Source organism: Halobacterium sp. KA-6 (assembly GCF_021029015.1).
Classification (GTDB): Archaea; Halobacteriota; Halobacteria; order Halobacteriales; family Halobacteriaceae; genus Halobacterium.
On sequence record NZ_JAJJZH010000001.1, the window covers coordinates 468,428 to 489,563 of the forward strand.

At 69.1% G+C, this 21,136-nt stretch carries 23 protein-coding genes; 14 read left to right on the forward strand and 9 right to left on the reverse strand.

The features are described 5' to 3' along the window. Positions 1–100: 100 nt before the first annotated feature. The 4 genes from LPA46_RS02625 to LPA46_RS02640 are packed head-to-tail and all read left to right on the forward strand — an operon-like array spanning position 101 to position 4,302. Positions 101–1,357, forward strand: coding sequence for a branched-chain amino acid ABC transporter permease (locus tag LPA46_RS02625; RefSeq protein ID WP_230891245.1), 1,257 nt, complete (start codon positions 101–103; stop codon positions 1,355–1,357). After that, positions 1,354–2,673 carry a branched-chain amino acid ABC transporter permease gene (locus LPA46_RS02630; protein ID WP_230891246.1) on the forward strand — a complete coding sequence of 440 codons (1,320 nt, stop codon included), beginning with the start codon at positions 1,354–1,356 and terminating at the stop codon, positions 2,671–2,673. Before LPA46_RS02625 ends, LPA46_RS02630 begins: the two co-directional genes overlap by 4 nt. Beyond that, positions 2,666–3,556: an ABC transporter ATP-binding protein gene (locus tag LPA46_RS02635; protein WP_230891247.1), complete on the forward strand. Its 891-nt coding sequence runs from the start codon at positions 2,666–2,668 to the stop codon at positions 3,554–3,556. Before LPA46_RS02630 ends, LPA46_RS02635 begins: the two co-directional genes overlap by 8 nt. Then, entirely contained in the window at positions 3,553–4,302 is a 750-nt protein-coding gene (locus tag LPA46_RS02640; protein ID WP_230891248.1) for an ABC transporter ATP-binding protein, read from the forward strand. Before LPA46_RS02635 ends, LPA46_RS02640 begins: the two co-directional genes overlap by 4 nt. Here LPA46_RS02640 and LPA46_RS02645 read toward each other — a convergent pair. The 4 genes from LPA46_RS02645 to LPA46_RS02660 all read right to left on the reverse strand — a co-directional run bounded on the left by LPA46_RS02645 (position 4,299) and on the right by LPA46_RS02660 (position 8,282). Next, the gene (locus tag LPA46_RS02645; protein WP_230891249.1) at positions 4,299–5,312 is read right to left on the reverse strand and encodes a DUF4350 domain-containing protein; all 1,014 of its coding nucleotides are present in this window, start codon (positions 5,310–5,312) and stop codon (positions 4,299–4,301) included. The two genes, LPA46_RS02640 and LPA46_RS02645, sit on opposite strands and share 4 nt — an antisense overlap. After that, positions 5,299–6,213 carry a S49 family peptidase gene (locus tag LPA46_RS02650; protein ID WP_230891250.1) on the reverse strand — a complete coding sequence of 305 codons (915 nt, stop codon included), beginning with the start codon at positions 6,211–6,213 and terminating at the stop codon, positions 5,299–5,301. Before LPA46_RS02650 ends, LPA46_RS02645 begins: the two co-directional genes overlap by 14 nt. Next, positions 6,210–6,839: a hypothetical protein gene (locus LPA46_RS02655; RefSeq protein ID WP_230891251.1), complete on the reverse strand. Its 630-nt coding sequence runs from the start codon at positions 6,837–6,839 to the stop codon at positions 6,210–6,212. Before LPA46_RS02655 ends, LPA46_RS02650 begins: the two co-directional genes overlap by 4 nt. A 147-nt stretch (positions 6,840–6,986) precedes the next feature. Next, a complete protein-coding gene (locus tag LPA46_RS02660) occupies positions 6,987–8,282 on the reverse strand; it encodes an ABC transporter substrate-binding protein (protein ID WP_230891252.1) in 1,296 nt (431 codons plus the stop codon). A 178-nt stretch (positions 8,283–8,460) separates the two neighbouring features. Between LPA46_RS02660 and LPA46_RS02665 the strand changes: the two genes are divergently transcribed. Further along, positions 8,461–8,619 carry a hypothetical protein gene (locus tag LPA46_RS02665; RefSeq protein WP_230891253.1) on the forward strand — a complete coding sequence of 53 codons (159 nt, stop codon included), beginning with the start codon at positions 8,461–8,463 and terminating at the stop codon, positions 8,617–8,619. 6 nt (positions 8,620–8,625) lie between these two features. Here the strand turns inward: LPA46_RS02665 and LPA46_RS02670 are convergent, their stop codons facing one another. Then, on the reverse strand, positions 8,626–9,483 hold the full coding sequence (locus LPA46_RS02670; protein ID WP_230891254.1) for a hypothetical protein: 858 nt from the start codon (positions 9,481–9,483) through the stop codon (positions 8,626–8,628). 140 nt (positions 9,484–9,623) lie between these two features. Here LPA46_RS02670 and LPA46_RS02675 point away from each other — a divergent pair, with 140 nt between their 5' ends. The 5 genes from LPA46_RS02675 to LPA46_RS02695 all read left to right on the forward strand — a co-directional run bounded on the left by LPA46_RS02675 (position 9,624) and on the right by LPA46_RS02695 (position 14,540). Next, a complete protein-coding gene (locus tag LPA46_RS02675) occupies positions 9,624–10,574 on the forward strand; it encodes a CopD family protein (protein ID WP_230891255.1) in 951 nt (316 codons plus the stop codon). Continuing rightward, a complete protein-coding gene (locus LPA46_RS02680; RefSeq protein ID WP_230891256.1) occupies positions 10,574–10,855 on the forward strand; it encodes a sulfurtransferase TusA family protein in 282 nt (93 codons plus the stop codon). Before LPA46_RS02675 ends, LPA46_RS02680 begins: the two co-directional genes overlap by 1 nt. Continuing rightward, positions 10,848–11,543 carry a hypothetical protein gene (locus tag LPA46_RS02685; RefSeq protein WP_230891257.1) on the forward strand — a complete coding sequence of 232 codons (696 nt, stop codon included), beginning with the start codon at positions 10,848–10,850 and terminating at the stop codon, positions 11,541–11,543. The genes LPA46_RS02680 and LPA46_RS02685 overlap by 8 nt, the downstream gene beginning before the upstream one ends. A gap of 74 nt (positions 11,544–11,617) precedes the next feature. Beyond that, entirely contained in the window at positions 11,618–12,658 is a 1,041-nt protein-coding gene (locus LPA46_RS02690; protein ID WP_230891258.1) for an ATP-binding protein, read from the forward strand. Between the two features lie 64 nt (positions 12,659–12,722). Further along, positions 12,723–14,540, forward strand: coding sequence for a sensor histidine kinase (locus LPA46_RS02695; RefSeq protein WP_230891259.1), 1,818 nt, complete (start codon positions 12,723–12,725; stop codon positions 14,538–14,540). A gap of 3 nt (positions 14,541–14,543) precedes the next feature. Here LPA46_RS02695 and LPA46_RS02700 read toward each other — a convergent pair whose 3' ends face one another. Genes LPA46_RS02700 through mvaD form a run of 3 tightly spaced genes read right to left on the reverse strand, consistent with a single transcriptional unit; the run spans position 14,544 to position 17,426 of the window. Further along, positions 14,544–15,194 carry a response regulator gene (locus LPA46_RS02700; protein ID WP_230891260.1) on the reverse strand — a complete coding sequence of 217 codons (651 nt, stop codon included), beginning with the start codon at positions 15,192–15,194 and terminating at the stop codon, positions 14,544–14,546. Between the two features lie 60 nt (positions 15,195–15,254). Then, positions 15,255–16,397: an NAD(P)/FAD-dependent oxidoreductase gene (locus LPA46_RS02705; protein WP_230891261.1), complete on the reverse strand. Its 1,143-nt coding sequence runs from the start codon at positions 16,395–16,397 to the stop codon at positions 15,255–15,257. A 48-nt stretch (positions 16,398–16,445) separates the two neighbouring features. Further along, a complete protein-coding gene (gene mvaD / locus LPA46_RS02710) occupies positions 16,446–17,426 on the reverse strand; it encodes a phosphomevalonate decarboxylase MvaD (RefSeq protein ID WP_230891262.1) in 981 nt (326 codons plus the stop codon). 246 nt (positions 17,427–17,672) lie between these two features. Between mvaD and nth the strand changes: the two genes are divergently transcribed. Together nth and LPA46_RS02720 are read left to right on the forward strand one after the other, a co-directional pair. Continuing rightward, positions 17,673–18,356: an endonuclease III gene (nth, locus tag LPA46_RS02715; protein ID WP_230891263.1), complete on the forward strand. Its 684-nt coding sequence runs from the start codon at positions 17,673–17,675 to the stop codon at positions 18,354–18,356. Between the two features lie 100 nt (positions 18,357–18,456). Beyond that, positions 18,457–19,140, forward strand: a complete 684-nt coding sequence (locus LPA46_RS02720; RefSeq protein ID WP_230891264.1) for an ArsR/SmtB family transcription factor — start codon at positions 18,457–18,459, stop codon at positions 19,138–19,140. A 23-nt stretch (positions 19,141–19,163) separates the two neighbouring features. On the opposite strand, the gene LPA46_RS02725 is transcribed toward LPA46_RS02720, so the two are convergent. After that, positions 19,164–19,649 carry a DUF7321 family protein gene (locus tag LPA46_RS02725; protein WP_230891265.1) on the reverse strand — a complete coding sequence of 162 codons (486 nt, stop codon included), beginning with the start codon at positions 19,647–19,649 and terminating at the stop codon, positions 19,164–19,166. A gap of 112 nt (positions 19,650–19,761) precedes the next feature. Here LPA46_RS02725 and LPA46_RS02730 point away from each other — a divergent pair, with 112 nt between their 5' ends. Further along, complete coding sequence (locus LPA46_RS02730; protein WP_230891266.1) at positions 19,762–20,199, forward strand: hypothetical protein; 438 nt, start codon at positions 19,762–19,764, stop codon at positions 20,197–20,199. A 40-nt stretch (positions 20,200–20,239) separates the two neighbouring features. Next, the gene (locus tag LPA46_RS02735; RefSeq protein WP_230891267.1) at positions 20,240–21,094 is read left to right on the forward strand and encodes a DUF7319 domain-containing protein; all 855 of its coding nucleotides are present in this window, start codon (positions 20,240–20,242) and stop codon (positions 21,092–21,094) included. The last annotated feature ends 42 nt before the right edge of the window (positions 21,095–21,136 follow it).

The following is a 21,136-nucleotide window of genomic DNA, read 5'->3' on the forward strand; positions in this document are numbered from 1 at the left end:
CGGATGATTCGCCAACAGGGACCGCGATAGGCAAATACTGCCACATCGAACGAGCGTTATTTATCGCTCCGTGTCCGAGCGTACCACGAGAGAAATACACATGGAAGCGAACGCAACAGTAGAACGCGGACTCCGGGCCGCGCGGCGCAGTCCCGGCGCGGCCGTCGTCTGGGCGGTCGCGGCCGTCCTCCTCCTGGACCTGCTCGCGAAACTCGTGGGCGTCTCGCTGGGCCCCTTCGAGACCCCGTGGTTCGCGCTCTGGTTCGGCGGGGACGTCCCCCTCAGTGAAGCCGCGGGGCTGGCGTGGGACGGCGTCGTCATCGGCGCTGTCATCGGCCTCGCGAGCATCGGCCTGTCGCTGACGTACAGCATCCTCAACTTCGCCAACTTCGCGCACGGCGACTACCTCACCGCGGGCGCGTTCTCCGGGTGGGCGGTCACGTACGTCATCGCCGGCATCGGCGGCCTGCTGGCCATCACCGAGACGGCCATCAACGCCGTTACGGGCCTCGGCCAACCACGCCTCGAAGACGCGGACCTCGTCTCGCTCGTCCTGCTCCAAACGCCGCCGCTGGACGCCGGCGCGAACATCTGGCTGTCGCCGCTGGCCATCGTCGTCGGGCTCGTCGTCGCCGTCGCGATGACCGTCGCGGTCGCGCTCGTGCTCGACCGCTTCGTCTACCGGCCGATGCGCGACGCCGACGGCATCTCCTTGCTCATCGCGTCCATCGGCGTGGCGTTCATGCTCCGGTACCTGGTCGCGTTCGTGTTCGGGAACGGCCGCCGCATCGTCACGTCCACCGACCAGCTCCCGTCGATGAACGTCTCGCAGGCGGTGACGGACGCGCTGCCGTTCCTCGGCCCGGCCCGCAGCGCTATCATCGTCGACCTCCACGAGGTCACGCTCGTGGTCGTCGCCGCCGTACTCATGGTCGGTCTCCACGTCCTCCTCCAGCAGACGAAACTCGGGAAGGCGATGCGCGCGATGGCCGACAACCGAGCGCTCGCGCAGGTTACCGGCATCCCGACCGAGCGCGTCATCAAGTCGACGTGGCTCATCGGGGCCGGACTGACGGGTGCCGCCGGCTACCTGCTCGTGCTCTCGCAGGGCGGGCTGGGCTTCCAGACCGGCTGGCTGCTGTTGTTGCTCATCTTCGCGGCGGTCATCATGGGCGGCATCGGCTCCATCTACGGTGCCATCGCGGGCGGGCTCGTCATCGGGCTCGCGAGCCGGATGTCGCTCATCTGGCTGCAGGGCGACCTCTCGTCGTTCGCCCGGCCGACCGCGTTCGCGCTCATGATTCTCATTCTACTCTTCCGCCCGTCGGGCATCTTCGGGGGGGTGAAGACCGCATGAGCGAGTCCACCACACGGGACGCCCTCGACCCGCTGCGCAAGCTCTTCGCGTACGACGCCGCGAAAGTCACGGTGATGTTCCTCGGCATCTGGGCGCTGTTCTACGCGTTCGGCACCCAGCTCGGCTACGGGAACAACGGCCTGCTCGCGCTCGTGCGCCGCGTGACGTTCCTGTCGGCGGTGTACGGCATCGTCGTGCTCGCGCTGAACATCCAGTGGGGGTACGCGGGCCTGTTCAACATCGGTGTGGCGGGCTTCATGGCGGTCGGCGCGTACACCGTCGCGATGCTGTCCAGTTCGCCAGCCGGCAGTCCGGCCGGCCTCGGGCTCCCGCTGCCAATCGGTATCATCGGCGGCATGCTCGCGGCGACCATCGTCGGCCTCGTCGCGGCGCTGCCGGCGCTCCGCTTGAAAGCCGACTACCTCGCCATCGTCACGGTCGCGCTCTCCGAAATCATCCGCATCGTCTACAACACGCCCGCGTTCGCGGACATCACGGGCGGTGCCAGCGGCTTCGACAACCTCCCGACGAGCCCCGCCAACACGCTGCTGTTGAGCGACCCGTCGAGCACCATCTCGGAGCCGACCGCGGTCGGACAAGTGGTGTTCTCGTTCGCCGAACAGTTCGGAATCCAGCGGTTCACCGCCATCAACACCGTCTACACGGTCGGCGTGCTGGTAGCGCTGCTGGTCGTCTACCTCGTCTTAGAGCGCACGGGGAAGTCCCCGTACGGCCGCGTGCTGAAGGCCATCCGCGAGGACGAGACCGCCGCCCAGTCGCTGGGCAAGGACACCCAGAACTTCAAGGTGCGCGCGTTCGCGCTGGGCTGCGGGCTGATGGGCCTGGCGGGCATCCTCTGGTTCGCGATGGGGCCGCGGGCCTCAATTACGCCGGTGACGTTCCGACCGAACATCACGTTCTACATCTTCATCGCGCTCATCATCGGCGGCGCCGGGTCGAACATGGGGAGCGTGCTCGGCGGCGCGCTGTTCGCCAGCCTGCTGTTCGAGGCGCCGCCGGTCGTCCGGAACATCATCACGAACGCCTTCGATGTCTCCGCGGACCCCGCGAACCTCATCGAAGCGCTCGTCCCCATCGCCAGCGGCGAACTCATGCCGCTGGCCGGGTTCCTGTTGAACAACATCGACACGCTCCGGTTCATGGGCATGGGGCTGTTGCTCGTCGTACTCGTCCAGCGCCGGCCGGACGGCCTGCTCGGCGCGCGCAAGGAGACTGCTGCCGGCGTCTCGCTGGCCGCGGACACGCGCCCGGGCCGCAGTCCTGCTGCCGAGAACGGAGGTGACGACGATGAGTAACGCCGGCGACGACATCGCCGACGCGGAGGTGCCTGAGGACGTCGACGTCCCCGAGGACCTCGAACCGGAAGCCGCCGACTCCGAAATCGAGGAGGGCGCGAAGGAAGTGCCCCGCGGCCTCCCGCTCCGAGTCGAGGGGCTGCGCAAGGAGTTCGGCGGCATCACGGCCGTCGACGGCGCCTCCTTCGAAGTCGAAGAGGGGTCGCTGACCGGGCTCATCGGCCCGAACGGGGCCGGCAAATCAACGACGTTCAACTGCATCACGGGCGTCCACGAGCCGACCGCCGGCGACGTCTACTTCCGCGGCGAGGAAGTCACGGGCCTCCAGCCCCACGACATCGCCCAGCGCGGGCTCGTGCGGACGTTCCAGATTGCCCGCGAACTCGACGAGATGACGGTCCTGGAGAACGTGATGCTCGCGCCGGGCGACCAGCAGGGCGAGTCCATCACGCGCTCGGTCGTCCCCGGGATGCGCGGCCAGGTCGTCGACCAGGAGCGCGACCGCCGCGAGGAAGCCTGGGAGACGTTGGAGTTCTTCGAACTCGACCACCTCGCGACCGAGTACGCCGGCAACCTCTCGGGCGGCCAGCGCAAACTCCTCGAACTGGCGCGCGCGCTGATGACCGACCCCGACGTGATGTTGCTGGACGAGCCGTTCGCGGGCGTCAACCCCACGCTGGAGGAGAAGCTCCTCGACCGCATCCACGACCTCCGCGAGCAGGGGCTGACGTTCCTGCTCGTCGAACACGACATGGACCTCATCATGGAGAACTGCGAGCACGTCATCGTCATGCACCAGGGGCGCGTCCTCGACGAGGGGCCGCCCGAACAGATACAGAACAACGAGGAAGTCATCGAGGCCTACCTCGGGGGGAACGTATGAGCGAACACGCCTCCCGCGAGGCCGCACTCCCCGACGACGAGGAAGGCATCCTCGCGGTCCGCGACCTCGACGCGGGCTACGGCGACCTCCAGGTGCTGTCGGGCGTGGACCTCGACGTCCGCGACGGCGAGTACGTCACCATCGTCGGCCCGAACGGGGCCGGCAAGTCCACCGTGATGAAATCCATCTTCGGGCTGACGACGTACATGGGCGGCGCGATTACGTTCCAGGAGACGCCCATCCACGAACTCCCGCCCGAGGAAATCATCCACGAGGGCATCGGCTACGTCCCCCAGAACGAGAACGTCTTCGCGGGGCTGTCGGTCCGCGAGAACCTCGAAATGGGCGCGTACATCCTCGACGACGTTCCCGAGGACCAGATACAGTCGGTGTACGACCGCTTCCCGATTCTCGAAGAGCGGGCCACCCAAAAGGCGGGGTCGCTGTCGGGCGGCCAACAGCAGATGCTCGCGATGGGCCGCGCGCTCATGCTCGACCCCGACCTCCTGATGCTCGACGAGCCCTCGGCGGGCCTCGCACCCGACCTCGTCGACGAGATGTTCGACCGCATCGACCGCATCAACGACGACGGCACCTCGGTGCTGATGGTCGAGCAGAACGCCAAGGAGGCGCTGCGCCGTTGTGACCGCGGCTACGTGCTCGTCAACGGCGAGAACAGCTACATGGACGACGGCGACGCGCTCCTCGCGGACGACGAGGTCCGCCAGGAGTTCCTCGGCGGCTAGGCCGTCACGACCGGCGTCCCGGTTCCGTTCTGTCCGCCAGCCGACCCGGACGGGCTGGCCGGCGCGCCTGCTTCTTTGTCTCCAGTGACGAGGAACGCCGCGACGTTGCTCAACAGCACGTCGTTGTCGCCCTCGGTCGCGGCGCTCGACGTCAGGAAGTCGGTGTCCCCGACTGCGAGCACGTTCCCGTTGCGCGCGGCGACGCTGTACGACGCCTCGTCGCGTGTCGAGGACAGCGACACGTCGCTGGCGGTGAGCACCGGAGAGGCGTCCCCGCCAGTCGTCACGGGTGTCGCGTCGGTGAGGATAGCGCTCTCCACGCCGTCGGCGACGCCGCCGTCACCGCTCGCGTAGACGGACTGGAAGTTGTTCGCGTTCTCGGCCATGTCGTAGAGGTAGCCGTTCCCGAACGACACGCCGAACGCCGCCGCGAGGTTCGCCGGCTGACCGGCTGCTGACACGGACCCGCTGGACGTCAGGCCGGGAATCGAGACGGTCGACGTCGTGCTCGTCGTCGGCGGCGGCTCCGCGGCGAGCAGCACGCGACCGCCCGCGTCGGCGAACGCTTCCACGCCCGCCACCTCGTTCGACGAGTACGTCGTTGCGGGACTGGCGACGACGAGCGCGTCCGCACCGCGCAGCGTCTCGTTGAACGCCGCGCCGGGCTGACTGTTGAACCCGCTCGACGACCCGCCGCCGTACACCCGGACTTCGTGATCCGCGGCGACGAGCGCGTCGACGAGCGGCTGGAGGGCGTCCTCGCTGACGTCGTTGCCGTGGCTCACGTCCACCACGACGGTCTTCGATTCGTCGCCCGCGGGCGGGGTGACGCTCCCGCCGTCCTCGATCGGCTCGGCGACGAGTTCGTTCGTGTCGTAGGCCGGCGCGGCGGGCGCGTCGGACTGGGCGGGCGACCCCAACACCAGGCCGCCCGCAAACGCCGCCGCGAGGACGACTGCAGCGACGACGGCGACGACGCCGACGGCGCGTGCAACCTCACGCGCTCGCATTCGCGGTCACCTCCGTTTGCGTATTCGCCTCGATTGTCCCGTGCAGCATCAGGTACTGGACGGTGTCCACGCCGCGGTACTCGAACACCTGCCCGGTGGTCGCGTCCGCGGGGGCGTCGTCGGTCGAGAGCCCGAGTTGGGCGAGCACCGACGGCTGCGGTGCTTCCATGCGCACCACGTCGTAGTCGTCGAGGCCGGCGTCGTCGGCGGCGGCCCCGATGGCCGTGTCGACGCCGCCGATTTCGTCGGCGAGGCCGTTCTCCACGCCGCTTGCGCCCGCATACACTTTCGCGTGCGAGACCTCCTCGCGCGTCAACTTGATGCGGTCGCCGCGCTCGGCGAAGACGGAGCCGACGAACGCGCGGCGCAGCGTCTCGACGCGCTCGCGCACTTCGTCCGGCGTCGAGCCGCTGCCCTTGTCCGGGCCGGTCACGACTTCGCCGGCGGGCACACCGCCCGAGGGCAGGGTGGCGCGCACGCCGACACTCCCGACGACGGAGGCGGGCGTAACGTAGATGTTGTCGGCGGGCGCGGCGGCGTAGTACGACCCGGAGGCCGCGGTGCCGGTGACGCTCGCGACGACGGGCATCTCGCCCGCGGTGCGTTTCACCGCGAGGTAGAGCTGTTCGCTCGCGGATGCGGTCCCGCCGGGGCTGTCCACGTCGAGGACGACCGCCTCGATGGAGTCGTTCTGTCGGGCTTCCCGGAGGTCGTCGACGACCGCGCTCGCGGAGTCGCCCGTGATGGTGCCGTGGAGTTCCACGACGGCGACCGTACCGTCGGGCTCGGTGGCGTACCCCCACGCCTGGGGCGCGAACGCGACGCCGACCACCACGCCGACGACGACGAGCACGATGGTCACGCCGCGTACGCTGCCGCGGGCGGAGCGGTCGGTCGTCACGCCGCCACCTCCGCGTTCGCGGACTCGTTCCGGACGAGCGTCACGTCGTCGTACGTGACCGTCACCGACGCGGACTGGCCGTCGGCGGTCGTCCACGACGTGACGACCTTCAAGGGAATCTCGCGGTCGAGGTCGACCCAGACGGTCCGCGTGGCGTTCGCTCCGTCGTCGGTCGCGTTCTCCTGTGGGTCCAGTTCGACGACCGCGGCCCGGTGGCCGTCGTAGGTGGTCACGCGCTCGACGCTGACGTCGCTCGTGCGCACGAGTGCTTCCGCGAGCGCGCCGTAGCCGGCGGCCGTCGCGGGGCTTCCCGCGCTCGTGCCGGCGTCGAAAACCGGGCCGCCGTCGGTCGTTCCTGCAATTGTCTCACCGGCGCGCGGCCCGGCCGTGTACGTTACCTCTCGTCGGTCGCCGCGGACGGTGACGTTCGCGCGGGCCGTCGTGGTCGAGTCGCCGACTTCGACCGTGCGGGTGACCGTCGCGTCGTAGCCGTTCAGGGCGGCGTACCGCTGTTCGACTGCGTCTCCGACCGCGCTCGCGTCGACGGAGCCGTCGGCCGACAGCCCGCCGATGCAGCCCGCAGTCAGGGAGACGACGACGAGGGCGGTCGCTGCCGCCACTCGCATTCGTGTAGCTTGCATGACTCTCCGCGCGGCAGTTTCACAGGCACCGACAAAACACGCTGGTGGCGTTCGCAAGCCCAGAGAATCCGTCTCGGCGCGCGGGACGCGTCGCTGTCGGGCGTGGCGTCGAAAAAACGGGTGGTCGTGGCGTTACGCTGAGAACTGAATCTCGTCGAGGGTCTCGATGCCGCCGCCCTCCTGGAAGCCAAAGTACTCGTAGGTCGCGGCCTTCAGGTCGCCGTTCTCGTCGAAGTCGACGGCGCTGGACGCACCGGAGTACTGGATTTCGGTGCCCTCGGCGGCCATTTCGAGGCCTTCCGCGAGCGTGCTCGGCGTGACTTCTTCGCCGCCGGGATTGGCGACGTTCTGCATCTCCTGGGCGATGGCGGCCCCGGAGTTCTCGCCGGCGGCCGCGTTCGCGAGCAGACAGACCGCGGTGGCGTCGAACGCCTGCGACGTGAACACGCCGGGTTCCTCGCCGTACTCGGCCTGGTACTGCTCGTCGAAGTAGTCCCGGCCCGGACCCGCCGCCAGCGGCGCGGTGCCGGTGACGTTGTCCAGCGGGTTGCCGACGTCCGCGGGGAGGCTCGCCGACCGCATCCCGTCCGTGACGAGAATCGGGACGTCCGTGTCGAAGTCCGAGTAGAAGTCACGGAACAGCTGGATGCCGCTCTCGGGGTAGCCGATGACGACGATGACGTCCGGGTTGTCGTTGAGCGCCTGCGAGATGCGCGAGGTGTACGACGACTGTCCCTTCTGGAAGGAGACCTCCTGGGCGACCTGCCCGTCCTGGTCCTGGAACGCCGAGTTGAAGCTCTCGGCGAGCAGCTGGCCGTAGGAGTTGTTCACGTACATCGTCGCCGCGGTCGACGCCTGGTGCTGTTCGACGGCGACCTGTGCGAGCACCTGGCCCTGCAGGGCGTCCGTCGGCGGCGTGCGGAAGATGAGGCCGTTGTCTTCGAGGTCGGTGATGGCCGGGGACGTGCTCGCGGGCGAGCAGCCGACCATCCCCGAGGGGATGAAGACGTTCTCCGCGACGGCGATGGTGACCTCCGAGGACGCCGCGCCCGTGACCGCGGGGTAGCCGCCGTTGCGCAGCGTCTGCGCCGCGGACTGGCCGGCGTTGGGGTCGGTCTGGGTGTCCTGCACGGAGAAGTCCAGCTCGAAGTCCGTCTCGCCTTCGAGCAGCGTCTGCGGGAGGATTGCGCCGTCGCGGATGGGTGCGCCGAGGTCCGCGAGGTCGCCGGTCGTCGGCAGGAGGACGCCCTGCATGAGCGTCCGGCTGGTGCTGCCGCCGTCGCTGGTGGTGTTCGTGTCGCCAACGCTCCCGCCGGTCGTCGTCTCGTCACTGCCGCCGCCGTCGCCGCCGGTACAGCCGGCGAGCCCGGCGACACCTGCAGCTCCGAGCCCGCGGATGACGTCGCGCCGATTGACTCTTGATGGCATACCACGCATTAACAGGCAGCTGGTATAAATGGATTCCGGATATGACACCTTTCACCACGCATTCGGCGGAATCACTCGGGTCCGGTCGCAATTCCGGGAGTTGACCTATGGCGGAACTGAGACGTTCCTCGCTCGGGGTGGTCAGCATTCTTTTGGTCGCACCCCGCGCCTGGTCGGTGTGGAACCGACGAAGTTTCTGTTCGTCCCCGCAGACACCGCCCGCATCGGGGACGTGGCGCAGCGGGTCCACGAGGAAGGCCACGACGTCAAGCACTATATCGAGGCCGACAGTCACTGCCTGCGGGCGTGGGACTACCTCGGACCGGCCGACGAGTAGTCGAGTTCACTCGCCCGGCCAGACCGCGAGCAGGCCGCCCGGGAACTGCGCGAGCGTCGGCGCTGCGTCGTCCCCGAACGCGGTGTGGACGAACGCCTGCCAGAGCACGCGCTCGGCGTACGGCCGCGAATCGAGATCGACGCCGAGTGCCGCGGCGACTGCGTCCTCGCCGACGTTCGGCCCGGGCTCGATGTTTAGCGTGTGCGACACGTTATCGAGGTCGAGCCCGAACGACGGGAACAGCCGGTAGGACGCGTCGACGGCAGGATGGTAGAACGTCCGCTCGCCCGGGTACCGGACGGTCAGCACGGGCGTCGCCGTCGCGCGTTCGCCGTCGGGGGGTTCGACCCGTTGCTCGCCGAGCGGGAGTTCGTGGCGTTCCCCGCGCTCCACGCGGTAGCAGTCGCCGGCCGCCGCGACGACTACCTCGCCCCCGGCCACCCGTTCGACGGTCACCTCGGGAGCCACGCCCGCTGCGAGTTCGGCTTCCGTCGAGTCGCCGCCGACCGTCCCCTCCACGACGACCGTCCGCCCGTCGTCGGCTGTCAGCGCCGGTGTGACTCGCTCGCCCTCCCTCGCTGGCTGGACGCGGTACGGCGTCGCGCAGACGTGGTCCCACTCGCTCGCCGGGGGCGTGGCGGCGTCGAGGACCGAACGCCAGTAGAAGACGCGGGCCGCCTCGCCGCAGGTGTAGGGGACGGCGTCGGGGAAGAACGCGCCGCCGAACCGCGTGGCCTCCAGCCCCCGGTATTCGATGACGACTTCGAGGTAGCGAACCTTCCGCTGGACCGGCGCGCAGCGCTCGCTCGCGCTCGCTCGCGTCCACTCCACGCCGACCTCGGCGTCGCGCGTCGAAGCGTCCATCACCTCGACGTAGGCCGCTGGCGCGCAAAGGCTTGCGTCCGGAGATGTTCGGTTGGGGCTGCGTGATTGGAGCCGAACATGTCCGCGCACAGCCCTTAGTTTAGGTGTGCCTAATCACCGGGCGAGGTGTTCCAGTCGCGATGGCAGACGTGACCCACGAGCCGGCCGGCACAGTCGCCGACGAACTCTTCGACAAGTATCTCCTCCCGAAAGCCGCGCTTGCGGTCATCCTCGCGGCGTCGCTGGTCGGCACCGCGCTGACCCTCGACCTCACCGGGCAGTGGTCGCCGGTGCTGGCACTCGCCAAGTGGGGCTACTTCGTCGCGCTCGGCGTGCTCCTCGGCGGCCTGCTCTGGAAACACGGCTTCGTCCGCCCGGGGGACGTCGACGCCGCCGCCGACTACTGCGCGGAGATGTACCGGCGCTTCGACCGCATCGCGGTCGCCGCGCTCGCCGTGCTCGCCGCGACTGGCGTCGCGCTACTCACCGTCGTCTACGCCGACGCGCCGCCCGGGCTCCGCGTGGCGCTCGCCGTCGCGCTCGGTGCCACCGTCTCTACGGGGGCCATCGACACCTTCGACGACGCCCCCGTGCCCGAACGCTTCCGGACGCTCGCCGGCGTTCTCGCGCTCGTGGGCGCTGTCCTCACCGTCGCGCTGTCTGCCATCACCGACGTCGCACTCGCGGGTGGCGGGACCGTTTCCGCAGTCTCCCGGGCGGTCCACCTGCTCGCGTTCGCAGCGTGGGTCGGCGGCGCGGTCTGGAACATCTTCGTCGCCGTGCCGACCGGCCAACTCCGTCCGACGCCGCCCGTCGTCCAAGCGGCCGGCGAACAGCTCGGACGGTTCCGGTGGACGGTGCGGTTCGTCATCCCGACGCTCGTCGCGACCGGCGTCTACCAGGCCGTCGACGCACTTGGGACCAGCGCCGGCACGTACGTCGGCACGACCGTCGGGCTCGCGGTGCTCGCGAAACTCGGGTTCGTCGCCGTCCTGTTCGCCATCTTCCTCGCGTGCCCGATGTGGCGCGCGTGCTCGCCCATCGACGGCGTCTGTGACCTCGCGGAGATGGACGAGGAGGTGGGCGACTGATGCCCGACCTCGACGTCCCCGACACCGAACCCGACGTCGACCCCGACCGCACCGTCGACAACCGCGGCCGCGGCTGTGCCAACGGCATCGTGCGCGTGCAGCGCGCGCTCGAAGACCTCCCCGCGGGAGCGGTACTAGAAATCCACAGCACCGACCGCCGCGCGAAGACCGAGTACCCGAAACTCGCCGCCGAGACCCCGCACGAACTGCTCGCCGTCGTCGAGCGCCGGCGGCGCGTCCTCCGCAAACAGTACACCACCTACCTCGAAATCCATGAGTGACCTCCTCGACTCAGCGACTGACCCGACACCGAGACGCGGCACCGAGCGAACGAACTGGCAGCACCTCGGGGACGCCGACCCCATCGCGGTCCGGGACCCGCTCGCGGAACTGCTCGGCGTCGTCCCCGAGGGCGACCCGCTGGTCGTCGGCTTCCCCGAAGTCGTGCTCGCCGCGGGCCACGCTTGCCCCGCCGTCGCGGGCGCGTTCCGTGCGACGCAGCTCGCGCTCGACGACCTCTACCCCGACGACCTCCCCGTCCGCAGCGACGTCGCCGTCGAAGTCGGCGGCAAACCCGACGACCACGGCCTCGGCCCGATGGCGAACGTCGTCAGCCACGTCACCGGCGCGGACCGCGAGACCGGCTTCACTGGGTTCGGCGGCTACGGCGGCCGCGAGAACCTGCTGTCGTTCACAGACCTCGACGGCCCCGGCCGCACGTTCGTGTTCCACCGCCTCGACACCGACGACAGCGTCCGCGTCTCGTTCGCGCCGGGAGCCGTCGGCACGTCGCCGCCGCGCGCGGACGGCGACAGCGTGACGGACCTGATTCCGAAACTGGTCGCGGGCGAGGCGTCCGACGCCGAACGCCGCCGGTTCTACGACCAGTGGTACAACCGCGTCCAGCGCGTCCTGCGCGCGACTCCCGGCAAGGACAGCCCGTTCACGCTCCAGCACCCCGAGAACTGAGAACTCCTTCTTCGCGTCGTTCACCCGCCTCGTGACTACAAACAACTAAGTTAGCGTCTCCGGTCGCTTCCCATATGGGCGGTGTGCAACGACACCTGCCGGTCGCCGGCGTCGCGGGGCTCGCAGTCGGCCTGCTCGCCGTCTCCGCGGCCCACCACGCCACCGAAATCGAGCATATCAACCACGTCAGCGGGCCGCTGTCTGCATTCGTCGTCGACAGCGTCCCCGCCGTGGCACTCCTCGCAGCCGGCTACTGGCTGCACACCGCGGACCTGGAGACCGACAGGCGCTGGCTCGTCGCGACCTGGTCGGCGGTCGGGGGCACGCTCTTCGCCACCATCACGTTCCTCACCATCGCCGTCCGCGAGTTCGAGGGCCGCAGTGTCGCCGAACCCGTGTTCCCGATGCTCGTCTACACGGGCGTCGGCGCGCTCGCCGGCTTCGTCGCGGGCGTCTTCTACGTCCGCGCGCGCCGTGACGCCGAGCGCGCATCCCACGCCAGCGACGCGTTCGCGTTCGTCAACGACGTGCTCCGCCACGATATCCGCAACAGCCTCGGTATCGTCCGCGGGCAGGCCGAGCTGCTCGCTACCAGGACCGACGACGAATCGGTCGAATCCCGCACCGAGACGATTCGCGAACAGACCAACGAGGCGCTCGACCGCGTCGAGAACGCCACCACCATCGCGAACACCATCACCGACGACGCGACCCTCGAACCCGTCGACCTCACGGCGTTCGCCGAGACTGCCGCTGACCGCGTCGCCGACGCCTACCGCGTCACTGTCAGGACCGACTTTCCCGAGTCCGCGCACGTGTGGGCGAACGATGCCCTCCAGACGGTCGTGGACAACCTCGTGGAGAACGCCGCCGAGCACAACGACGCCGACGACCCCTGGGTCGAGGTCGCGGTCGAACCCGTCGACGACACGGTGCACCTCGAAGTCCGCGACAACGGCCCCGGCGTCGACCCCGCCGTCCTCGCCGACGCCGACGGCGGCCTCGACCTCGTGCACACGCTCGTCGCCCACTACGACGGCAACGTCCGCGTCACCGACAACGAGCCCCGTGGAACCGTGTTCGTCGTCGACCTGCCGCGCGCGAACACGGCGTAATTCGGCGCGCTCGCGCTCGGTTCGGCGAGTACGCTTAACTGCCTGCTGCCAGCAGTTGCGACAAATGGCCGACTCCCTGACATCGGACAGCCGCCGGCGGCTCGCCGGGTACGCCGTCGCCTTCCTCGGTGCTGCGCTGTTCGCCGTGCCGCTGTACGACGTCTGGGAGGACACCACCGAACTCGGCTGGGGCATCCTTCCCTCGCTCGTCGAGAACGTCACCCTGTTCGCGCTCGCCGCCCTCCTCGTCGCGGGCGGCGTCTGGCTCGCGCGCTCCGAGTGGGACAGCGACCACGCCACCACGGTCGTGTCCACGACGTTCGCCGGGTTCGTCGCGACGGCCGCGCTGTTCGCGTGGATTGTCGCCATCCAACTGTGGACGATGCACGAACTCAAGCCGTACGTCATCGCGCTCGACGCTGTCGTCGTCGGCGCGCTCGGGTCGTTCGGCATCGGCGTCTACCGCGCGCGCTCTGACAGCCGCCGCCGCGACCTCCAGGTCGAACGGAACCGCCTCGCCGGCCTCTTCGAGAACACCAGCGACGCCGTCGCCACCGTCGAACTCGCGGACTGCTCGCCCACCGTCTCGTCGACGAACGAGCGCTTCCGGGAGACGTTCGACGACCCGGACGCCGCCATCGAGGCCGCTTCCCGCCTCGCGGGGACGTCGGTGTCGTCACTGTTCGACGGCGACCACGGCGGCGAGACGACGACTCAGGAAATCGCGTACAGCGTAGCGAACGGCGTTCACGAAGTCGCGTACGGCGACCGCGGCGACCACGACGCCCGCGAATTCATCGTCCAGTTCGTCCCCTACGAAACCGACCGCGGGCGAACGTACGTCTACGTCGTCGCGACCGACGTCACCGAGCAGAAACAGCTCGCGCGCGAGCGGGAAGCCAACGAACGCCTCGACCTCCTCCACGAGTACGCGTCGAAGCTCGTGAACGCGGAAAGCCGCGACCGCGCCGCCGCGCTCGCCCGGGAAGCCGTCGAGGAACTGTACGCTCCCTCGGACGTCCGCGTCGTGCTCGACGGCGAGGTCGTCGCCGGCTTGGACGATTCCGACAGCACGTTCAACACGGTTGCCGAGGTTGGGGACCGCGGCCGCGTCGAACTCGTCGCCCACCTTGCCACTCGCGAACTCAACGCAGTCAACGTGCTCGCTACCCATCTCGACGACGTGCTCGGCCGCCTCGACTACGAGCGCGAACTCGCGGCCGAGCGCGAGGAACTGGACTTCATCAACCGCACGCTCCGCCACAACCTCCTCAACGACATCCAGGTCGTGCGGGCCCGCCTCCAGACGCTCGACGACGCCGACGACGAACAACTCGACGACCACCGCGACGTCCTCCTCGACCACCTCGACCGCATGGCGGAGTTCGTCCAGACGATGCGCACCTACACCAAGTCCCTCGTCGAGGACGACGAACACGTTCTCCGGCCCGTGGACCTCCGGCCGGCGCTCGAAGACGTCGCCGACGGCACGCGCAACGCCTACGAGGACGCGGTCGTCTCGCTCGGCGACATCCCGCAGGTCGCCGTGAGCGCCGACGAACTCCTCGAACCAGTGCTGGAGAACGTCCTCACGAATGCCGTCGAACACAACGACAAGGAGACGCCCCGAGTCCACGTCGACGCCGAACGCCACGGCGACTGGGTGACCGTCCGGGTCGCGGACAACGGCCCCGGCATCTCCGACGACCGCAAGGAAGCAGTGTTCGAGCGCGGCGAACTCGGCGAACACAGTTCCGGCAGCGGCTTCGGGCTGTTCCTCGTGCGCAAAACCGTCGAATCCTACGGTGGCGGCGTCGAAATCCGGGACAACGAACCCACGGGCACCGTCGTCCGCATCACGCTCCCCGTGGCGTCGACCTGACGACTACCGGCCGGCGTCCTCGACGACCTGCAGGAGTTCGGCCATCGTCCTGTCGTCGGTGCCGTCGAGTTGCGAGGCAGCCTGCTCGCGCACGCGCTCTAACTCCGTCTGCAGCCGCTGGAAGCGCTCGTCGTCGGCCAGCTCCGCCTCGTCGTAGCGCGCCTGCAACTCGGCAACTTTCGAACTGAGCGCGTACAGCGCCCGGAGTTCTCGCGTGTAGTTCGCGCGCTCCAGGAGCTCCCGAGTGGCGTCCACGACCTCTCCGCGGTCCACGGGCTTCTCAAGGTACATGTCATAGTCCAACTCGACCACGTCGAGGTCGGGCTCAAGCGCTGTCAACATCGCGACGCGGGCGCTCCCGGCGCGCTCGCGTATCCGCTGGAGGGTCTCGTCGCCGGAGAGCTTCGGCATCCGCCGGTCGAGCAACATGGCGTCGACGTGGGGGCCGTACTTTTCGAGGGCTTCCTCGCCGTTGGTCGCGACGACCGCATTCCACCGCTGGTCTATCCAGTTGCCGACTGCCCCCGCGAACTCCGCCTCGTCATCTACGACGAGAACCGTGTGGTCGCCGTCGAGCGCGTCGCTGCCCTCTGCAGACCCCCTCCCGTCGGTCTGTACGGGCGGACCCGAAGCCGCGGAACTGTCGGCCGTCATACTCGTCTAGTCGGTTGGGTCCCGTAAAACTGGATTGGCCGTCAAGTTACACGAGCCGGGTCACTCCCCGGCGAGGTCGAACTCCTCGCGGAGCAGCCCGACCGCATCCCGGATGCTGCCGGCGGACGCGAGGTAGCTCGCACCCACGCCGGACTTCACGGCGTTCGCCGCAGCGCCGCGGAACACGCTCGGGCCGACCTGCGCGACCGCGCCGTCGCCGACGCTCACCAGCCAGCCCGGCGAGTCGAACGTGTACCGTTCGAGTCGGGGCCGGAAGCCGTCGTCGTGTTCACGCAGGTCTGCGACCACTTCCTCGACGTTCCGCGCCGCGACCTTCGCCTCGCGGACGGCCGCCTGCGCGGACGCCGGTACTGCCGTCCCCTCGGCGTCGACGACGCGCGCGGCGTCCCCGAGCACGAGCGTGTGGTCGTCCACGGCGAAGTCCGCGCGAACGTTCACGCGCTCGCCGCCGACCGCGTCCGGGCCGCGGATGCCGCCCGTCCACACGAACACGTCGTACGCCACGTCGCCGTCGTCGGTTTCGATTGCCTCGGCCCTCGCGCGCGAGACGGTGACGCCGGTGCGCACCTCGACGTCTTCGCGATCGAGTTCGTCGCGGACCGCATCCCGGAACTGCTCAGGGAACGACGGCGCGACCGTCTCGCGCTGTTCGAGCAACACGACGTCGACGGCGGCGTCCTTCTCGCGCGCGAACGCTGCGAGTTCGCCCGCCGTCTGCACGCCGGAGAGGCCAGCGCCACCGACGACGGCCGTGCCGCCGCCCGACTCGACGAGGTTCTCGAACTCGTGGCGGATGCGTGCAGCGTCCGGCAGCCGCTTCAGCGGGCTGGCGTGTGACTCGACGCCCGGGAGGCCGTAGTACGCGGTCTCCGCGCCGAGACAGACCGCGGCCACGTCGTAGTCGAGGCTGGTGCCGTCCGCGAGTTCGACTTGTCGGACGTCGCGGTCGACGCGCTCGACGGTCGTGACCTCGACGCGCGCTCGGTCGAAGATGTCGTCGAGCGGGACGACGACGTCGGCGGCGAACTCCGGGTGGCGTATCGCGCGGTGGAGTTCGTGCTGGACGAGGTGGTCGCCGGTGTCGTCGACCACCACGAGGTCGACGTCGGCCGGGAGGCGCTGCTCCAGCCGGTCGGTTAGGACGACGCCCGCGTAACCACCGCCGAGTACGACGACGCGCATATGACTGGCTACGCGAGCCAGGGTCAAAACCGTACCCGCCCGCGCGGGTTAGAACAGCGCGTCGCTCTTGTCAAGCACGTGCGCGGGGCCGCCGACCTTCCAAACGTCGGTTTCGACGCCGCAGTCCGCGATTGCCGCTTCGACCTCGTCGGCGTGCTCGGCGCGCGTGTTGACGTAGACGGTCGCGCCGGTGTCCGTCGAGAAGTAGGCGGGCACGTCCGCCTCGCTGCGGAGTTCGCGGACGGCGTCGAACACCTCGATGGTGTCCGGCTTCCAGTACACCCACCCCGACGGGCCGGTCATCGTCGTCGCGGCCAGCGACAGCGAGTCGTGCTCGGCGGTCTCGAACACGCGCTCGAAGTCACCCTCGCGGAGGGCGTCCCGTGCCTCCGCCAGTTGCGCGTGGATGTGCGCGAGGCGCGCCTGAAACATGTGACTGTCCGCGGCCTCGGCGTGCGCGTGCCCGGTCTCCTTGTACGACGGGACTTTCGCGATGACGATGCGGAGGTCGTCGACGAACTCGTCGGGGACGTCGAGGCGCTCGCTCCGGCAGTCCTCGTCGTTCAGGCCCGTGTGGAGGTCGGAGAACCCGCCCGTGACGGCGCGCGCTGCGGATGCTGACCCGAGCCGCGCGATGGTCGAAACCTCGGGCAGCGAGAGGTCGAGGCCGACGGCCTCGGTGGCCGCGCGAGCGAGCGCGGCGAACCCGGACGCCGACGACCCGAGGCCGATGTTCGACTGGAAGTTGTTCACGCTCTCGACCTGCACGCGGTGGTCGACGCCCGCGCGCTCGCGCACTTCATCGACGACCTTCCGGATGCGGTCGGCCCCGGAGCCGTCGACGACCTCGCCGTCGACGACGTAGCTGTCCTCGCTGCGGTCGGGTTCGAACGCCACGGTCGTCGTCGTGTTGCTCGGCGCGGTGCAGACGCTGATGGAGTCGTGGTAGGGGAGCCGGAGCTGCTCGTCCCGCATCCCGTGGTACTTCACGATGCCCTGAATCGGGTGGGCTCGCGCGGTCGCTTTCATACCCCGATGGGGGTCTGTCGCGCGCATAAACGTCCCGGAAGCCGGCCGGCAGGTGACGGAACCGGGTGGCACGTAGGGCTGACAGGCGGCACGCGCGTCGGCGGGTCGGCAGAGTGGCGTGCCGCGCTCCCGCGAACACCCTGCCGCCGTCGTCAGGTCACGCGTGGCCGTGGTCCCGTCTTCGTATTTGAACGTTCGCCGCGCCGGTTCCGTTACAGGGAAGGGGTGGACGGTCGATTTCCTGGTATGGGAACACCGCTGGACACGCGCGAGGCGCAGGTCGAGGAGGTCATCGACCGACTCGAAGAGGAGTACCCCGAGCCCGAGATTTCGCTGAACTTCTCGAGCCGCCTCGAACTGCTGGTCGCCGTGATTCTCTCCGCGCAGTGCACCGACGAGCGGGTGAACAAGGAAACCGCCCACCTCTTCGAGAAGTACCAGTCCCCGGAGGGCTACGCGAACGCCGACGAGGACGAACTCGCCGAGGACCTCAGTTCGATTACGTACTACAACAGCAAGGCCGGCTATCTCAAGAACGCCTGCCAGCAAATCGTCGAAGCGCACGACGGCGAGGTTCCGGACACGATGAGCGAACTCACGGACCTTCCCGGCGTCGGGCGGAAGACCGCGAACGTCGTGCTCCAGCACGGCCACGACATCACCGAGGGCATCGTCGTGGACACACACGTCCAGCGCATCTCGCGGCGGCTCGGCATCACCGAGGAGGAACGTCCCGAATCCATCGAGGAGGACCTGATGGACGTCGTCCCGCGCAAACACTGGCAGAACTTCACGCACTGGCTCATCAGCCACGGCCGGGACACGTGTACCGCGCGCAACCCGGACTGCTCGGACTGCCTGCTCGAAGACGTCTGTCCGTCCTCGAAGCTCCAGCACGACGTCGACCTCGCCGACGGCAGCAAGTGGTAAGCCGCCGGTAAGCGCGCGTTTGGCTCTCCCGCCGACAGAGTCAAATCGGAGCTTTAGCTTTAGGAGGTGCTTTGAGGGAGCGACGTGTAGCCCCGCGTAGATGGCTGGGAACCGCTTACTCCCGTCGCGGTCGACCGTCGAGCGCGGCGACGGCTCGCGCGTGGTCGGCATCCGCGAGGACGCCGCCGACGAGGTGTTCGAAGCGCTGTCTTCGAGCACCGCTCGCGAGATCCTCGCCGCGCTGTACGAGGAGCCCGACACCGCGTCGAGCGTCGCCGACGACGTCGGAACGTCGCTCCAGAACGCGACGTACCACCTGGAGAAGCTCGTGGCGGCGGACCTCGTGGAGGTCGCGGACACGTGGTACTCCGAGCAGGGCCGCGAGATGAACGTCTACGCGCCCGCCTCGGAGTCACTGGTCGTGTTCGCCGCCGACGAGGCGTCGAAGCCGTCGCTGAAAGAGCGGCTGTTGCGCGTGCTCGGCGCGGTCGGCGTGCTCGGCGTCGCGAGCCTCGTCGTCCAGCGGCTGTTCGGCGGACAGGGTGCACCGACGGACTACCAGACGACTGGCGGGTCGGGCGATACGGCGGCCGCGACGACCGATGGTGGAGGTATCGGCATCATGAACGAGCAGGCCACGGAAACGGCGCAGGCGACGACGACCGCCGCGACTACCGCGTCGCAGTCGGCCGCACAGGGGCTCCCGCCGGGCGTGCTGTTCTTCGCCGGCGGGCTGCTCGTCCTCGCGGTCGTCCTCGGCTACGTCTGGTACCGCGGGCGGTAGGGACCTCGCGGGCGGTAGGGTCCTCAGAACTCCGTCTCGTACTTCGTCACGAACCGCGCGACGCCCAGCACCCACGCCACCAGCCAGCAGAGCACGTATCCGATGACGCCCGCGCGCAGGCGGAGCCGCCACGCGCTCATGTTCTCGTGAATCTCGTCGAGGTCGACGTCCTGGTCGGGGTCGTGGTAGAGGTTGTACTCGCGTTTCGCGCGCAGAATAGGGACGATGCCGGTGAGCGCGAACGCCAGCAGCGCGTACGCCTGCACGCCGAAGAACGCGTGAACGACGGCGAACCCGCCGAGCTGGTCGAACAGCGCGGGAACCATCCAGACGACGACGGGGACGGTGTTGAGCGCGAGCCCGAGGAAGATGTACGCGAGGTGGTGTCTAAGCGTCCCCCACGTGACGGTCTCGGCGTCGACGATTATCCACGCGCCGTAGAGGTAGCACGGGAAGCTCGCGGTGACCAGCAGCGCGGCCACGCTCGCCACCGTCACGTCTGCGACCATACCGGGAGGTTCGCGCGACGCGACTAAACGGGTTCGCTTCGTTCCCTCGACGCGGAAACCGCGGGAGCGACTGACACAAGACGTTTACCGGTCTCGGCCGCAGGTTCTGGCTATGTCCTCGACGCGAATCGCCGCAGTCGCCCTCCTCGTCGCCGTCGCGGGCTGTGCGGGGCTCGCGCCGACCGGTAGCGAGACGACGGTCCCGACGACTGCGCCGACGGCGACACCGACGGAGACGACCAGTGACACGACCGAACCACACACGGGCGTCGGCACGTCGCACGCCCCCGACCACTTCTCGGTGCACGCCAGCGCGGGCGTGGAGAACGTCTCCGTGACGCTGGCACCCGACGGTGACGCCGACACCTACGACGTCCCCGCCGGTAACGAGGTCTCTCTCACGCGGGAGATACACGACCGCGGGCACGACGTGCGCGTGGTCGTCGACCGCGGCAACGAGACAGTCTTCGACAAGGCAATCCTCGCCTACGAGTCCGTCGACGTGACCGTCTATGCCAACGACACGAACGTCGACTACGTCGTCGTGTAGGTCGGAAGCGTTTACCCGCTTCACGCGCAACTTCGAGGTGATGACTGACTCCAACGCCGGCGAGGGCGGACAGCCTGCGCCGGACGAGGAGCCCGACGCTGAGACGCCGGCGGACCTCCGAGAACAGGTCGACTTCGAGGAGTTCGGCCCGAAGGAGATGGCCGAGCTGTCCGCCGAGGAGTGGGACGCCGCCTTCGACCCCGACACGTGGATTACGGGCGAACAGCTGCTCGACCGCGTGGAGGCCGACCTCCGGCACCGGGTCGCCACCCGCGACGTGTTCGCGGTGGTCGAACGCGACACCATCGACGGCGAACCCGTCGTGCTCGCGTACTCCGACGAGGGGTACGCGGTCGTCTACGCCGACGGCACCGTCGAGGGCCGCGGCACCGTCCTCCGGGACGTGAAACCGACGGTCGCGCTCTGCTCGATGGACGACTACGACGTCCCCGACGCGCCCGAGAACGCCGGCCTCCCGGACCCACAGGAGGTCCCCGAGGGGAGCGGCGGCCTCGGGACGACGCTGCTCCAGTACATCGGCCTCGCGCAGGTCGTCGTCGGCCTCCTCCTCGTGCTTTCCCCGCTCGTCTACGACCCGCTCGTGCGGGGGTGTCCACCGGTCACCGGGTCAACGGCGCGCGCCTGCACGGTCGCGGGGACGACCCTGGAACTCCACCCACTCGGGAACTCCGCCATCATCGCCGTCATCGCGGGCGTCGGCTTCGTGCTGTTCGGCGCGCTAATGCTGGTCGTCGTCGCCAACGCCCGGCTGTCGGACCGCTTCCGCTCCGAGGAGTTTCGCAACCGGCTGCGTTCGGCGGGGCTCGGCGACGGCGAGCGCCCGTCGTTCGTCCCGGAAACGGACAGCCAGCGGGACCACTCCGACGCCCCCTGAACGCCGGTAGAACCGGCGTACGGCGCGTCTCGTCCCGCGCGG

Excerpts from the sequence above, each read along its gene's own strand:
- nth (WP_230891263.1), top strand. The coding sequence starts at position 17,673 with ATGGGAACACCGCTGGACACGCGCGAGGCGCAGGTCGAGGAGGTCATC.
- LPA46_RS02640 (WP_230891248.1), top strand. The coding sequence starts at position 3,553 with ATGAGCGAACACGCCTCCCGCGAGGCCGCACTCCCCGACGACGAGGAA.
- LPA46_RS02625 (WP_230891245.1), top strand. The coding sequence starts at position 101 with ATGGAAGCGAACGCAACAGTAGAACGCGGACTCCGGGCCGCGCGGCGC.
- LPA46_RS02660 (WP_230891252.1), bottom strand. The coding sequence starts at position 8,282 with ATGCCATCAAGAGTCAATCGGCGCGACGTCATCCGCGGGCTCGGAGCT.
- LPA46_RS02705 (WP_230891261.1), bottom strand. The coding sequence starts at position 16,397 with ATGCGCGTCGTCGTACTCGGCGGTGGTTACGCGGGCGTCGTCCTAACC.
- LPA46_RS02675 (WP_230891255.1), top strand. The coding sequence starts at position 9,624 with ATGGCAGACGTGACCCACGAGCCGGCCGGCACAGTCGCCGACGAACTC.
- LPA46_RS02685 (WP_230891257.1), top strand. The coding sequence starts at position 10,848 with ATGAGTGACCTCCTCGACTCAGCGACTGACCCGACACCGAGACGCGGC.
- LPA46_RS02700 (WP_230891260.1), bottom strand. The coding sequence starts at position 15,194 with ATGACGGCCGACAGTTCCGCGGCTTCGGGTCCGCCCGTACAGACCGAC.
- LPA46_RS02720 (WP_230891264.1), top strand. The coding sequence starts at position 18,457 with ATGGCTGGGAACCGCTTACTCCCGTCGCGGTCGACCGTCGAGCGCGGC.
- LPA46_RS02670 (WP_230891254.1), bottom strand. The coding sequence starts at position 9,483 with ATGGACGCTTCGACGCGCGACGCCGAGGTCGGCGTGGAGTGGACGCGA.
- LPA46_RS02645 (WP_230891249.1), bottom strand. The coding sequence starts at position 5,312 with ATGCGAGCGCGTGAGGTTGCACGCGCCGTCGGCGTCGTCGCCGTCGTC.
- LPA46_RS02725 (WP_230891265.1), bottom strand. The coding sequence starts at position 19,649 with ATGGTCGCAGACGTGACGGTGGCGAGCGTGGCCGCGCTGCTGGTCACC.
- LPA46_RS02635 (WP_230891247.1), top strand. The coding sequence starts at position 2,666 with ATGAGTAACGCCGGCGACGACATCGCCGACGCGGAGGTGCCTGAGGAC.
- LPA46_RS02680 (WP_230891256.1), top strand. The coding sequence starts at position 10,574 with ATGCCCGACCTCGACGTCCCCGACACCGAACCCGACGTCGACCCCGAC.
- LPA46_RS02690 (WP_230891258.1), top strand. The coding sequence starts at position 11,618 with ATGGGCGGTGTGCAACGACACCTGCCGGTCGCCGGCGTCGCGGGGCTC.
- LPA46_RS02630 (WP_230891246.1), top strand. The coding sequence starts at position 1,354 with ATGAGCGAGTCCACCACACGGGACGCCCTCGACCCGCTGCGCAAGCTC.
- LPA46_RS02730 (WP_230891266.1), top strand. The coding sequence starts at position 19,762 with ATGTCCTCGACGCGAATCGCCGCAGTCGCCCTCCTCGTCGCCGTCGCG.
- LPA46_RS02655 (WP_230891251.1), bottom strand. The coding sequence starts at position 6,839 with ATGCGAGTGGCGGCAGCGACCGCCCTCGTCGTCGTCTCCCTGACTGCG.
- LPA46_RS02735 (WP_230891267.1), top strand. The coding sequence starts at position 20,240 with ATGACTGACTCCAACGCCGGCGAGGGCGGACAGCCTGCGCCGGACGAG.
- mvaD (WP_230891262.1), bottom strand. The coding sequence starts at position 17,426 with ATGAAAGCGACCGCGCGAGCCCACCCGATTCAGGGCATCGTGAAGTAC.
- LPA46_RS02695 (WP_230891259.1), top strand. The coding sequence starts at position 12,723 with ATGGCCGACTCCCTGACATCGGACAGCCGCCGGCGGCTCGCCGGGTAC.